The sequence below is a fragment of the Caviibacterium pharyngocola genome (assembly GCF_002795405.1).
Lineage (GTDB): Bacteria > Pseudomonadota > Gammaproteobacteria > Enterobacterales > Pasteurellaceae > Caviibacterium > Caviibacterium pharyngocola.
Map to the genome: position 1 here is coordinate 96,148 of NZ_PHGZ01000008.1, position 13,025 is coordinate 109,172.

The following is a 13,025-nucleotide window of genomic DNA, read 5'->3' on the forward strand; positions in this document are numbered from 1 at the left end:
ATTTTCAATAAAAAGGGTGTTCTATGATATAACAAATCGACGGGAGATTTAAGAAAAGAATAAAAAAAGCCGCGGATTTTTCCCGCGTTTAATCTCAAAAACGAGGATAAAAAAGTGCGGGTGCTTTTCACGACACCCGCAATAAATCTCGCTTAGGCAATAGCCGCAAAAATGTTGAAAAAAATCACCGCACTTTTGCGTTAATGCCGCTGTGTAATCGGCTTAGCCCTTAATTTGGCGACGCGCTTTCACGGCATCGGATAATTCTTGTAGCACGCGTTCGGAATCGTCCCAACCGATACAAGCGTCCGTTACGCTTTGACCGTACACCAATTCTTTGTCGTCAACCAAATCTTGGCGACCTTCCACCAAATGGCTTTCCACCATTACGCCGAAAATATGCTCGGAACCGCCGGCGACTTGGCGGCAAACTTCTTGGCAAACATCCAGTTGTTTTTTGAATTGTTTCGAACTGTTGGCGTGGCTGAAATCCACCATAACGTGCGGAATTCGACCGCTCTTTTCAATGTCCGCGCATACGGTTTTCACATCTTCTTCGCTGTAATTCGGGCCTTTATCGCCGCCGCGTAAAATAATGTGGCAATCGTTATTTCCTTTGGTCGAAACAATCGCCGAATGACCGAATTTCGTTACCGATAAGAAATAATGCGGTGCTTCCGCCGCGCCGATAGCGTCCAATGCGATACGCACGCCGCCGTTGGTTGCATTTTTAAAGCCCACCGCACAAGATAAACCGGACGCAAGTTCACGGTGTACTTGCGATTCCGTAGTTCTCGCGCCGATGGCGCCCCAGCTCATAAAATCGGCGATATATTGCGGCGTGATCATATCTAAAAATTCACCGGCGGTTGGCACTTCAAGATCGTTAATGTCCGACAATAATTTACGCGCGATACGCAAACCGTCGTTTAACGCGTAGCTGTGATCCAAATACGGATCGTTAATCAAGCCTTTCCAGCCTACGGTCGTGCGCGGTTTTTCAAAATAAACGCGCATAATGATTTCTAAGGTGTCTTTGTATTTTTCGCGCATTGCTTTAATGCGGTGCGCATATTCCAATGCGGATTTCGGATCGTGAATGGAACAAGGCCCGATAATCACCAATAAGCGATCATCCTCGCGATGAATAATATTATGCGCGTATTTTCTGGCTTGTTTAACGGTTCTCACCGCAATTTCGCTCGCCGGATATTTTTCCAATAAGGCTATCGGCGGTAAAACTTGTTCCACTTTGGCTATGCGTGTGTCATCGTTTGCAATACGAATGTTATTTTTGTTTTTGGTCATACTTCACTCTCTCTAAATACTAAAAAGGATACGTCGAATCGGGCTCGACGAAAGATTAAAATTGTCATTAATACATTGGTGTTCAATGTAACACGACTTTATGTACTAGTAAACTAGTTTGATAATATATTTATTATTTCGTTAATGCCCGCTCAAAACTTGAGCAGGTTGCAATTTCGCCGCTCGGCTTGCTGGATATAAACTGGCGATTAAGCTTAACACCAACGCCGCCGCCAGCACCAACCCCACATCTTGCCAATGTAATTCGCTGGGTAAAAAATCCACAAAATAAACACCGTCCGATAATAATTTCCGACCGATAAGGGATTCGATACTCCGAATGATAGCGGTGAGATTCAATGCGGATACTATACCCAAAATAATGCCGATTAAGCAACCTTTCATTCCCGCCTGTAAGCCGTACCAAATAAAAATGCGCTTGATAAAGCGGTTGTTGGCGCCCAAGGTGCGCATAATCGCAATATCGCCCTGTTTATCTTTCACCGCCATAATCAAGGTGGAAACAATATTAAAACACGCCACGCCGATCACCAGCACCATTGCGATATACATCACCATTCGAATCAGTTGAATATCACGGTACATATAACCGAATTTCGCAATCCAATTTTGCACATACAGCATTTGCGGATAGGTTTGCAACATCGGATATTGCATTGCTTGCACGCCAAAAGGATCGGCGACTTTCAACTCAACGCCGGTCACTTGTTCTGCGTGATAGCCTAATAAGGATTGCGCCTGTGCCAACGGCATTAAGGCGTAACTATGATCCAACTGCCCGTCTAAGCGCAAAATACCGCTGATTTGAATACGGTGGCGTTCCGGTTGGGATAAATTAGTTTGCCCGTCGGAATGAGAAATCAACAGCGTGACCCAATCCCCTTCCGCCACGGCTAAATCACGAGCAATCCCCGATCCGAGCACTAAACCGCCTTCTTGGGCAAATTTTTGCCAACCGTCGCCGAGAACAAACTTGCCTAAGCTGCTCACTTGATCTTGCGCGGCTTGTTCCACGCCTTTCACTTGCACCACTTTAAGTTTTGCACCGTTTTCCACCAAAGCGGTGAAACTGACGAAGGGCGATACGCCGATAATTTGCGGATCTTGCTTTAAAAGTGCGGTCAATTTTTGCCGATTTTCAATCACGCCGCTTTCACCTTGTCCTTGATAGGCGGACACTTCGCTGTGCGGCACTACGGCTAAAATGCGATTATTGAGTTCCCGTTCGAATCCGTTCATCGCGCTTAAACCGATAATCAACACCGCGACGCCTAACGCGATACCGATGCCGGAAAAGGCGGAAATCAAGGAAACCAAACGATTTTTTTGCTTGCTGCGTTGATAACGCCAACTGATAAAAAACGGCGTGTTCATTTAATCTTCTCCGCGCAATACGCCGTCTTGCATCACCAATCGACGAGACAATTTTTCCGCGAGATTTAAATCGTGCGTCACCAATAAAAAGGCGGTTTTTTGTTCTTCATTCAGCTGTCGAATCAATTCGAAAATGCTTTCGGTGGTATTGCGATCAAGGTTTCCCGTCGGTTCGTCCGCCAGCACCAAAGCCGGCTCGTTCACCAAGGCTCTGGCAATAGCGACTCGTTGCCGCTCGCCGCCGGACAAAGCAGAAGGGCGATGCGAAATACGATGTGACAAGCCCACCGCCGCCAACATTTTTTCCGCACGATCTTGCGCTTCGGCTTTATTATGGCGCCCGATTAACATCGGCATCATCACGTTTTCCAAAGCGGTAAAATCCGCCATTAAATGGTGGAATTGATACACAAAACCCAAATAACGATTGCGCAATCGCGCCAATTCGTCGGCGCCGGCTTTTTGTAAAGATTGTCCTTTAATAAACACTTCGCCTTGCGTCGGTTGATCCAATCCGCCCAAGGTGTGCAACAAGGTACTTTTTCCCGAACCGGAACTACCCACGATCGCGACCAATTCGCCGGTATTCATTGAGAAATTCACGTTTTTCAACACTTGCGTGCGAATCGAGCCTTCTTGATAATCTTTGCTGACATTCTGACAAGTTAATAAAATTTCTGTATTCATATTTTAGGTTTATTCCGTAACACGATAAAATTTTCGCAAAAACCACCGCACTTTATTCATATCTTAAGGCTTCCGCCGGTTCAATTTTTGCCGCTCGATAAGCAGGATAAATTGTTGATAATAAAGATAATAACAATGAAAATCCGATCACCGAAGCAATTTGCATTATGTTAATATCCGTCGGTAGAAAAATCCCTTGCGGATTCAAAACGCCGATGATTTCGTTCAAATTCAGGGTAATCAATACGCCTGCCGACGCGCCGATCAAGGTGCCGACTACACCGACCAAAAAGCCTTGTAAAATAAAAATACGACGGACTTGAGATTTGGTCAGTCCTTGAGTTTGTAAAATCGCGATTTCGCCTTGTTTATCCACCACCATTAAACTCAACGAAGTAATAATGTTGGATACGGCGACAATAATAATCAGACTGATTAACAAACCCATCATATTTTTTTCCATTCTCACCGCTTGGAAAAACTCGCCTTTTTGCGTGCGCCAATCATCGATTGTCCATTTTTCCGCGCTAAAAAATGTCGGTAAATCAGTAATTTGAAACGGATCGGTTAAAAATAAACGATAACCCTGCGCTTGTTCCGGACGAATACGCATTAAGCGCCCGATGTCGGATAAATTGGCAAATGCTTCGTAGCCCGACACTTCCGTGCCGGAAAAATAAATATCGCTCACGGTGAATAAGCGCTGCACGGGTACGCGCCCGAAAGGTGTGTATTGGCTGTTTTCAGTGATCATTAAACGCACTTTATCGCCGATTTGCAGCTGTAATTTTAGTGCTAATTGCGAACCGATAATTAACTTAAACTCGCCGCTCGGCAAAATTTGCGAAAATTTTGCGGGATCAAATTCTTGCAATAATAGATCATCGGAAAAATCACGAATGCCGATCACTTGTCCGGCGCTGACGCCGTTCGGCGTTTGAAAAATCACGCCGGTGATATTCACGGGAACGGCTTTTTGCACGAAATCGGGCAACGAGGGAAGCGGATCGCTCAAGGAAACCGCACCGCTCGTCGGCATAATCACGGAATGCGGAATGGCGGAAAGCACTTGTTGTTTTTGATGTTTTTCCAACCCGTTCATTACCGATAAAACAATAATCAGCGCCGTGACACCGAGCACAATCCCGATACTTGCCAAATTGGTCACTAAACGCCCGAAACGGTCGGTATTTTTTGCTCGCCAATAACGTAAAGCGATAAACAAGGAAATTGGAAGATTCATCGTCGTTCTTTTATTTGATTAAAATGGCGGCGTAAAAATACCGCCGCGATAATAAATTTCCCCTGTAAAACAGGGGAAAGTGTTGATTAAATGTTCAGGATTATAACCTGATTCTATTTTCCTGTCGCCACAAAGTCTTCAATATTTTGTTTCACTTTGTTGACTAAAGTGGTCACTGCGCTGTCCGACGCCCACGCAATGTGCGGCGTGATAATCAAATTCGGTAAGCGCGCGGCGGCTTGAATTAACGGATTATCTTTTTCCGGCGGTTCTTTCACTAATACGTCTAAGGCGGCAGCGGCAATGGTGCGATTTTCCAAGGCTTCGACCAAGGCTTGCTCGTCCACTAACGGCCCGCGTCCGGTGTTAATTAAATACGCCGTCGGTTTCATTAATTTTAATGTTTCCGCGTTAATTAAATTTTGCGTATTTTCCGTCAACGGACAATGCAAAGTGACGATATCCGCTTCTTTAAGCACTTGTTCAAAAGGCAAATAACCTTCACGAATATGTTGCGCGCCTTTGCGTTCGGCATAAATCACTTGCATTCCCAGCGCGGATGCCAAACGACCGATTTCCGTGCCTAAATTACCTTTGCCGATCACGCCCAACACGGAACCGCGCACGTCGGTAATCGGATAATCGAAATAACAAAATTGTTTACAATCCGCCCATTTTTGCGCGAGTTGATCTTTATACCAGCACATTAAGCTATGTTTTAAAGCAAAAATTAAGCCTAAAACGTGCTCCGGCACCGTAACCGATGAATAACCGGTAACGTTTTTCACCGCAATACCCAATTCTTTCGCCGCAACCAAATCGATATTATTCGTGCCGGTCGCCGTTAACGCAATTAATTTTAGCTTCGGTAATTGTTGCATTACTTCGCGGCTGAAAATCACCTTGCTGGTAATCACGATATCCGCGTCTTTGGCGCGTTCTACCGTTTGCGCCGCCGAGGTGTGCTCGTATTCAATCCATTGATGCGCAAAACTCGGACGCGGAATCAGTATATGTTTCGGTACAGCGGTACTGTCTAGAAAAACAATATTCATTATCTGATCTCCTTTATCAAACGGTTGGTTAAAGTCATCACGATTTGACTATACAACAGACAATAAACTTTAACAATCCGTTTACAAAATTTCTGCGAAAATCACCGCACTTTTCATCTAATTTGCGGTATCAATTTCCTCGAAGGATTTGACTAAATCGTCAATCGCTTTCATTTGCGCTACAAAAGCTTCCAACTTAGATAAAGGTAATGCCGAAGGCCCGTCGCATTTGGCATTATTCGGATCCGGATGGGCTTCTAAGAAGAGTCCAGCTAATCCGAGCGCCATTCCCGAACGCGCCAATTCGGTGACTTGATCACGACGACCGCCCGACGCCGCGCCGAACGGATCGCGACATTGCAAGGAATGGGTGACGTCAAAAATCACCGGACAACCTTTGGACACTTTTTTCATCACGCCGAAACCGAGCATATCGACGATTAAATTGTCATAACCGAAATTAGTGCCGCGATCGCACAAAATAACCTTATCATTACCACATTCCGCGATTTTTTCCACAATATTGCCCATTTGTCCGGGACTTAAAAATTGCGGTTTTTTCACGTTAATCACCGCGCCGGTGCGCGCCATTGCTTCCACCAAATCCGTTTGACGAGCTAAAAAAGCCGGCAGCTGGATAATATCCACCACATCGACAACCGGCTGACATTGATAAATTTCGTGCACGTCGGTAATAATTTTTACCCCGAAGGTATCTTTTAATTCTTGGAAAATTTTTAATCCCGCGTCCATTCCCGGCCCGCGATAAGAATGAATCGACGAGCGGTTGGCTTTGTCGAAAGAAGCTTTAAATACATAAGGCACGCCTAATTTTTGCGTCACTTCCACATATTTTTCACACACTTTCATCGCCATATCGCGACTTTCCAGCACGTTCATTCCGCCGAATAACACAAAAGGTTTGTTATTGGCAATTTCAATGTTATCTAAACGAACAATTTTATTTTGCATAATGCATTCCTTATTAATGAACAGGTTCCGATTCCGATTTTAAATTTTCCAGCTGCGGTAATAATAAAAGTGCGGTGGGATCGTCCGGACATTTTTCCAAGAAAAGTTCGAAATCCTCAATCGCCGCATTAATGCAGCCCATTTGGGTCAATACGATGGCGCGATCACGAATTTCATAAGGATCGTCGGGACGCATTGACAATAACGCCGAGATGTAATTATAGGCTTCATAATTACGATAAGCTTGCAGCAACGAGTGTTTTGCCAGTTGTTGAAAACGTATATTGAGGTCTTCCACATCCGCAATCGCCAAACTTTCCGCCGACAATTCTGCACCGAAACCGAGTGCGCCTTCATATAGCTTTTGTAACTGTTCCTGCGAGATATATTTGCCGTTCCAAGGATCAATAAACGCGGTTTCGCCGTCCACATCCGCCCGCAGAATTAGCTGACTCGGAAAATTCACCGGATAAATCGGTAAGTCCAAACTCTCGGCTAAATACAGCAAAATCGCGCCTAATGTCACCGGCATTCCTTTTCGTTGGCTTAATACTTGCTCTAAATAGAAATTTTCTAATTCGTAATATTGATTGGAGTCGCAATGAAATCCCCATTCGCCGTACATCAACTGTAACAAAGCGTGAATTTTTTGCTTCGTTTCCCAATTCGGATCAATGGCTTTCCGTGCTTTGCGCACCAAGCCGCCGATAAGTCCACGGATACGCGGTTCGCTTTCACCTTCATCCTCACCGGTAATCAGGTAAAATCGGTTAATTTCTTCATAAAGCGCTTTGCGAGGATATTTCATTTTCTATTTCAATCTTCCTAATGTAATGCGTTCATTGTCACCGTAATCTTTCAGGGTTTCAACCCCTTGCCATAAATTCTGCGCGAAAAAAGACCGCACTTTTTCGCCCTGTTGCCAACCGTGTTCCAGCAATAAATATCCTTGCGGTTTGAGATAATTCGGCGCTTGTTCGATAATATGGCGCAAATCGCCGAAGCCATTTTCCGCCGCTACCAATGCCGTCAGCGGTTCAAAACGCACGTCACCTTGGGTTAAATGCTCGTCTTGTGCGTCAATATAAGGCGGGTTGGTGACGATCATATCAAAGGATTCGTGAATGTTGTCGAACCAATCGCTTTGCACGAATTCCACGTTATGAATATGATTGCGCCGTGCGTTCGATCTTGCCAATTCAACGGCATCCGGCAAGAAATCCGCGCCCCAAATGCGCAATATGACGCCGAATTTTTCCGCCCAATCCGTTAATTCTGCGCTTAACGCCAAGGCAATGGCGCCGGTTCCCGTGCCGAGATCCAAGATGGAAAAACTTTGTCGGTTAAAGTGCAGTGAATTTATTTTATTTTTTACTAATTCAACCGCTTTTTCTACCAATATTTCCGTATCCGGACGCGGAATTAACGTTGTCGGCGCAACCGCTAAATTCAACGACCAAAAATCCCGTTCGCCGAGAATATAAGCCATAGGTTCGCCTTTTGCGCGGCGGGATAATAATTGTGACAAACGACGCATTTCTTCTTGTGTCAATAAGGTTTCCGGAAATGCCATTATGTACGCCTGACGACGTTGTGTGACGGTCGAAAGCAACAGATAAACGTCCGTTTTCGCATCCAGATAGGGATTATCGCGCGCATTGCTTTGTAAAGATTCGGCAGCAAATTTCAGCCATTCTTCGTAAGTTTGTGCCTCAAACGTCTGCGTTTCGAATTTTTCTTGTGTCGTTATTTCGTCCGTCACGAAAAAGCCCTCTGTTATTTGCGAAAGAATTTATGTGCGTTAAGACAAAAAGTGCGGTGAAAAATACCGCACTTTTATCCGATCGGCGTTAATTTTGTTCCGATAACGCCGCCAACTGATCCGCTTGATATTCGGTAATAATCGGTTGAATCAATTCGTCGATTTTTCCGTTCATCACTTCATCCAAACGATACACGGTTAAATTGATACGGTGATCCGTCACCCGTCCTTGCGGATAGTTATAGGTGCGAATTTTATCCGAACGATCGCCGGAGCCTAATAAGTTACGGCGTGTATCCGCTTGCTCGGCGGCTTGTTTTTCCTGTTCCGCCTGAACGATTCGTGACGCAAGCACCGACATCGCTTTGGCTTTATTTTTATGTTGCGAACGCTCGTCCTGACATTCCACCACAATGCCGGTCGGAATATGGGTAATGCGCACGGCGGAATCCGTGGTATTAACGTGCTGACCGCCCGCGCCTGAAGAACGATAAGTATCGATACGCAAATCCGCCGGATTGATTTCCGGTAATTCGCTTTCCGGCAATTCCGGCATTACGGCGACGGTGCAAGCGGAAGTGTGAATACGCCCTTGGGATTCGGTTTTCGGTACACGTTGCACGCGATGACCGCCGGATTCGAATTTTAATTGTCCGTACACGCCTTCGCCGTTAACTTTCACGATAATTTCTTTATATCCGCCCTGCTCGCTTTCGTTAGCACTAAGCACTTCGATACGCCAGCGTTTGCTTTCCGCATAACGGCTGTACATACGGAATAAGTCGCCGGCAAAAATACCCGCTTCGTCGCCGCCCGTGCCGGCGCGAATTTCCAAATAGGCGTTATATTCGTCGTTCGGATCTTTCGGTAATAACAAAATTTGCAGTTGTTGTTCCGCCGTTTCCATTTCCGCTTTCGATTCTTCGATTTCCAATTCCGCCATTTCTTTCATATCCGGATCGTCGAGCAATAATTCGGCGTCTTCGATATTTTTTTGCAGCTGATTCCAGCGGGCGAAACATTTCACCACATCTTCCAGTTGAGCGTATTCTTTGGAATAAGCACGGAATTTATCTTGATCACTGATAACCGACGGATCACCGAGCAAAGCTTCCAGCTCCTCGTGGCGTTCTTTCAAACTATCTAACTTATTGATAATAGAGGCTTTCATTCATTAACCTTATAGTAAGACATAACTAAAAATCGGGCTATTCTAGCACGGTTTGACCCGAAATTTGTAGCCTAGGGCAAAAATTTCCCGTAAGAAAAAACAAAGGCCTTCGGACAATCCGAAAGCCTTTGATTCGGTAAAAAGTTTAGCTTTTACAGCGCGGAGACGTTTAATGTAGAACCGCCGACAATGCGCACGCGCGCACCCGGTACTAAACTCGCATCGTATTTTTGTACGACAACGATTTCTTTGCCGTCATCTTTTTTGATCACAAGCTCTAAAGAATCCACTTGGCTGGCTTTTTCTTCGATTTTGCTACCGATCACCGCACCGGCAATCGCGCCTACGGTTGTCGCAATCGCTTGACCTGTGCCGCCGCCGATACCGGAACCGGCGATACCGCCCAATACGCCGCCGCCGACCGTACCGATGACGCCTTGATTATCCGCTTGGATTTTCACCGGACGGCTGGACACGATGGTACCGTAGCTGATTGAGCGCGCTTCTTTCGCTTGATCGCCGGAATAGACGTTACCGCTATAAATATCTTGATTCGCACAACCGACCAAGCCTAAGCTTAATAAGATTGCTACTGCTAAACCCGTTTTTTTCATAAAACTATCCTAAATAAAAATTAATGTTTACCCGTTCTGGATAACCAAGATGCAGATTTGGATCTGGAGATGTTTGTGATGCTCACACCATTGTCATCTTTGGATACCAAAACACAAGAACCAACCACTAAATTGGAATCATACGGATGAACCAATTCAACGGTTTCTACTTTACCGTCCGGACGATCGCAATCGTTTTGACGCACGGTTAATTTTAAATTGTTACCTTCATAAGCACTGAAAAGCACTTCGCCTTTGTAAGTGTTTTCGTCTGTGTTCGATGAACACGCAGTTAGTCCTAGGCCTAATAAAACGGTTAATGCTAAAGCTGCTTTTTTCATTGGCGTTAAACCTCAATTATTTTTTTAATGTTATATGGGTGAACCTTAATGCAAGTATGATTTCGTCTTTCGTCGCAAAAACTGACGGCAATCGAAGGATTCGGAAGTCTTTCACCTTCTACTTTCGGTTCGCTGATTTTGACATTCAAATCGGTTAATCGGTTCCATAAAAATAACGAATTAATGCGTTCAACCCATTCATTTGTCGATTCTTTATACAAAAAAGGCATTACAAGCTCAATATGTTCCCAAGAATCGTACAAATATTTCTTATTTTTAGGAAACGGTAACTCGACAATATCGACCGTTTGTCCGGCAAAAATCAACGGTTCATTTAGTTTTATCAAATAAATGTTTCGTCCGTTGACGATATTATCGCTCAAAATTGTACCGCACTTTAGCAAAGCTGTCAGCCGATCTTCGGCATCTTTACGCTGATTTACTCTTATTGCCAAATGATCGATTTCATACTCGCTTAATCGAATCCGCATTTGCGCCGCAAGTTCGTCGATTTTCCGTTCAAATTCAATAAATTCCTGCAAACCCGTCGGATTTGTAGCAAATAAGGGATGGTGTACATTAAAAGTTGTCATTTTTTCTTATATCGTCTTTTCTGAATAGCGAAAGAACGGTATCATAACGGATTATTTTCACAATTCAACATCAGGTATTAAACAAGTGAATATTCAATCCATTTTAGCCGATAAAATTAAGCAAGCAATGATTAAAGCGGGCGCAGAGGAACATTGCGACGCTTTGGTACGTCAATCGGGCAAAGTGCAATTCGGCGATTATCAAGCCAACGGAATTATGGCGGCGGCAAAAAAATTAGGCGTTAACCCGCGCGACTTCGCCGCAAAAGTATTGGAACAGGCGGAACTTAGCGATATTGCGGAAAAAACCGAAATCGCCGGTCCGGGCTTTATTAATATTTTTCTCGATCGACATTGGTTAGCCGATAATCTGCAAAATGCCTTAAAGGATTCTAAATTAGGCATAAGTGCGGTGGAAAAACAAACCGTTGTGGCGGATTATTCTTCGCCGAACGTGGCAAAAGAAATGCACGTCGGGCATTTACGTTCCACCATTATCGGTGATGCCGTCGTGCGTACTTTGGAATTTTTAGGTCATCGAGTCATCCGCGCTAACCACGTCGGCGACTGGGGCACGCAATTCGGAATGTTGATCGCTTATTTGGAAAAAATGGAAAACGAACACGCCTCCGAAATGGAATTAAGCGATTTGGAAGCTTTCTATCGCGCGGCGAAAGAACATTATGACAGCGATGAAGCCTTTGCGGAAAAAGCGCGCGGTTATGTGGTGAAATTGCAAAGCGGCGACGAATATTGCCGCGCAATGTGGAAAAAATTAGTCAATATCACAATGCAGCAAAATCAACATAATTATGATCGCCTCAATGTCACTTTAACGGAAAAAGACGTAATGGGCGAAAGTCTTTACAATCCGATGTTGCCGAGCATTGTCGCCGACTTGAAAGCGCAAGGCTTAGCCGTGGAGGACGAAGGCGCCTTGGTGGTGTATTTGGACGAATTTAAAAATAAAAACGGCGATCCGATGGGTGTTATCGTACAGAAAAAGGACGGCGGTTTCCTTTACACCACAACGGATATTGCCGCGGCAAAATATCGTTATGAAACCTTAAAAGCGGATCGCGCCTTGGTGTTCTCCGACACGCGCCAAAGCCAACATATGCAACAAGCTTGGTTGATCACGCGTAAAGCGGGCTATGTGCCGGACAGTTTCCAACTCGAACACAAAAACTTCGGGATGATGTTGGGCAAAGACGGTAAACCGTTCAAAACGCGTACCGGCGGCACGGTGAAATTGGCGGATTTATTGGACGAAGCCATTGAACGCGCGGACAAATTAATTGCCGAAAAAAGCACCGCACTTTCCACCGAAGAAAAAGCCGCCGTTGTGGAAGCGGTGGGAATCGGTTCGGTGAAATACGCGGATTTATCCAAAAATCGCACTACGGATTATGTGTTCGATTGGGATAATATGTTGAGTTTCGAAGGCAATACCGCGCCTTATATGCAATATGCTTACACACGCATCCGTTCGATTTTTAACAAAGCGCAAATTGATGAAGCGACACTTGCTGCGGCAAATATTCAATTAAGCGATGAAAAAGAACGCTTGCTCGCTATCAAACTATTACAATTTGAAGAAGCCGTCCAAATCGTCGCCAAAGAAGGCACACCGCATATTCTTTGTGCTTATTTATATGAATTGGCAGGGATTTTCTCCGGTTTTTACGAACATTGCCCGATTCTGAACAACGACGATGAACAAGTTAAACTCAGCCGATTAAAACTGGCGTTACTCACCGAGAAAACCTTAAAACAGGGCTTGGATTTGCTGGGCATTAAAACGGTCGAAAAAATGTAATCACAAAATAAAAAAGGGCGTTTCGTTCTTTTTTATTCAGGCTAAAAAGGTCAACTTATGTTTCA

General features: G+C 44.7%; 13 protein-coding genes. 1 reads left to right on the forward strand and 12 read right to left on the reverse strand.

Going from position 1 to position 13,025, the window contains the following annotated elements:
• Window positions 1-222 precede the first annotated feature (222 nt).
• The 12 genes from aroG to CVP04_RS04450 all read right to left on the reverse strand — a co-directional run bounded on the left by aroG (window position 223) and on the right by CVP04_RS04450 (window position 11,141).
• Window positions 223-1,308 (reverse strand): 3-deoxy-7-phosphoheptulonate synthase AroG, encoded by a 1,086-nt coding sequence (aroG, locus tag CVP04_RS04395; protein ID WP_100296307.1) that lies wholly within the window; start codon window positions 1,306-1,308, stop codon window positions 223-225.
• Between the two features lie 141 nt (window positions 1,309-1,449).
• Entirely contained in the window at window positions 1,450-2,703 is a 1,254-nt protein-coding gene (gene lolE, locus CVP04_RS04400) for a lipoprotein-releasing ABC transporter permease subunit LolE (protein WP_100296308.1), read from the reverse strand.
• The gene (lolD, locus tag CVP04_RS04405; protein WP_100296309.1) at window positions 2,704-3,390 is read right to left on the reverse strand and encodes a lipoprotein-releasing ABC transporter ATP-binding protein LolD; all 687 of its coding nucleotides are present in this window, start codon (window positions 3,388-3,390) and stop codon (window positions 2,704-2,706) included.
• Between the two features lie 52 nt (window positions 3,391-3,442).
• On the reverse strand, window positions 3,443-4,633 hold the full coding sequence (locus tag CVP04_RS04410; protein ID WP_100296310.1) for a lipoprotein-releasing ABC transporter permease subunit: 1,191 nt from the start codon (window positions 4,631-4,633) through the stop codon (window positions 3,443-3,445).
• 113 nt (window positions 4,634-4,746) lie between these two features.
• A complete protein-coding gene (locus tag CVP04_RS04415) occupies window positions 4,747-5,691 on the reverse strand; it encodes a 2-hydroxyacid dehydrogenase (protein WP_207761614.1) in 945 nt (314 codons plus the stop codon).
• A 114-nt stretch (window positions 5,692-5,805) separates the two neighbouring features.
• The gene (gene kdsA / locus CVP04_RS04420) at window positions 5,806-6,660 is read right to left on the reverse strand and encodes a 3-deoxy-8-phosphooctulonate synthase (protein ID WP_100296312.1); all 855 of its coding nucleotides are present in this window, start codon (window positions 6,658-6,660) and stop codon (window positions 5,806-5,808) included.
• A gap of 13 nt (window positions 6,661-6,673) precedes the next feature.
• Window positions 6,674-7,468 carry a SirB1 family protein gene (locus CVP04_RS04425; RefSeq protein WP_100296313.1) on the reverse strand — a complete coding sequence of 265 codons (795 nt, stop codon included), beginning with the start codon at window positions 7,466-7,468 and terminating at the stop codon, window positions 6,674-6,676.
• Between the two features lie 3 nt (window positions 7,469-7,471).
• The gene (prmC, locus tag CVP04_RS04430; protein WP_279324763.1) at window positions 7,472-8,422 is read right to left on the reverse strand and encodes a peptide chain release factor N(5)-glutamine methyltransferase; all 951 of its coding nucleotides are present in this window, start codon (window positions 8,420-8,422) and stop codon (window positions 7,472-7,474) included.
• 88 nt (window positions 8,423-8,510) lie between these two features.
• Entirely contained in the window at window positions 8,511-9,593 is a 1,083-nt protein-coding gene (prfA, locus tag CVP04_RS04435; protein ID WP_100296314.1) for a peptide chain release factor 1, read from the reverse strand.
• Between the two features lie 152 nt (window positions 9,594-9,745).
• Entirely contained in the window at window positions 9,746-10,207 is a 462-nt protein-coding gene (locus CVP04_RS04440) for an outer membrane lipoprotein (RefSeq protein WP_100296315.1), read from the reverse strand.
• Between the two features lie 20 nt (window positions 10,208-10,227).
• Window positions 10,228-10,548, reverse strand: coding sequence for a hypothetical protein (locus CVP04_RS04445; protein WP_100296316.1), 321 nt, complete (start codon window positions 10,546-10,548; stop codon window positions 10,228-10,230).
• Window positions 10,549-10,553: 5 nt separating this feature from the next.
• Window positions 10,554-11,141: a VOC family protein gene (locus tag CVP04_RS04450; RefSeq protein WP_100296317.1), complete on the reverse strand. Its 588-nt coding sequence runs from the start codon at window positions 11,139-11,141 to the stop codon at window positions 10,554-10,556.
• Window positions 11,142-11,226: 85 nt separating this feature from the next.
• Between CVP04_RS04450 and argS the strand changes: the two genes are divergently transcribed.
• Window positions 11,227-12,960: an arginine--tRNA ligase gene (gene argS, locus CVP04_RS04455; protein WP_100296318.1), complete on the forward strand. Its 1,734-nt coding sequence runs from the start codon at window positions 11,227-11,229 to the stop codon at window positions 12,958-12,960.
• Window positions 12,961-13,025: the final 65 nt, after the last annotated feature.

Coding starts and splice junctions, on each gene's coding strand:
- aroG (WP_100296307.1), bottom strand. CDS start 1,308: ATGACCAAAAACAAAAATAACATTCGTATTGCAAACGATGACACACGC.
- lolE (WP_100296308.1), bottom strand. CDS start 2,703: ATGAACACGCCGTTTTTTATCAGTTGGCGTTATCAACGCAGCAAGCAA.
- lolD (WP_100296309.1), bottom strand. CDS start 3,390: ATGAATACAGAAATTTTATTAACTTGTCAGAATGTCAGCAAAGATTAT.
- CVP04_RS04410 (WP_100296310.1), bottom strand. CDS start 4,633: ATGAATCTTCCAATTTCCTTGTTTATCGCTTTACGTTATTGGCGAGCA.
- kdsA (WP_100296312.1), bottom strand. CDS start 6,660: ATGCAAAATAAAATTGTTCGTTTAGATAACATTGAAATTGCCAATAAC.
- CVP04_RS04425 (WP_100296313.1), bottom strand. CDS start 7,468: ATGAAATATCCTCGCAAAGCGCTTTATGAAGAAATTAACCGATTTTAC.
- prfA (WP_100296314.1), bottom strand. CDS start 9,593: ATGAAAGCCTCTATTATCAATAAGTTAGATAGTTTGAAAGAACGCCAC.
- CVP04_RS04440 (WP_100296315.1), bottom strand. CDS start 10,207: ATGAAAAAAACGGGTTTAGCAGTAGCAATCTTATTAAGCTTAGGCTTG.
- CVP04_RS04445 (WP_100296316.1), bottom strand. CDS start 10,548: ATGAAAAAAGCAGCTTTAGCATTAACCGTTTTATTAGGCCTAGGACTA.
- CVP04_RS04450 (WP_100296317.1), bottom strand. CDS start 11,141: ATGACAACTTTTAATGTACACCATCCCTTATTTGCTACAAATCCGACG.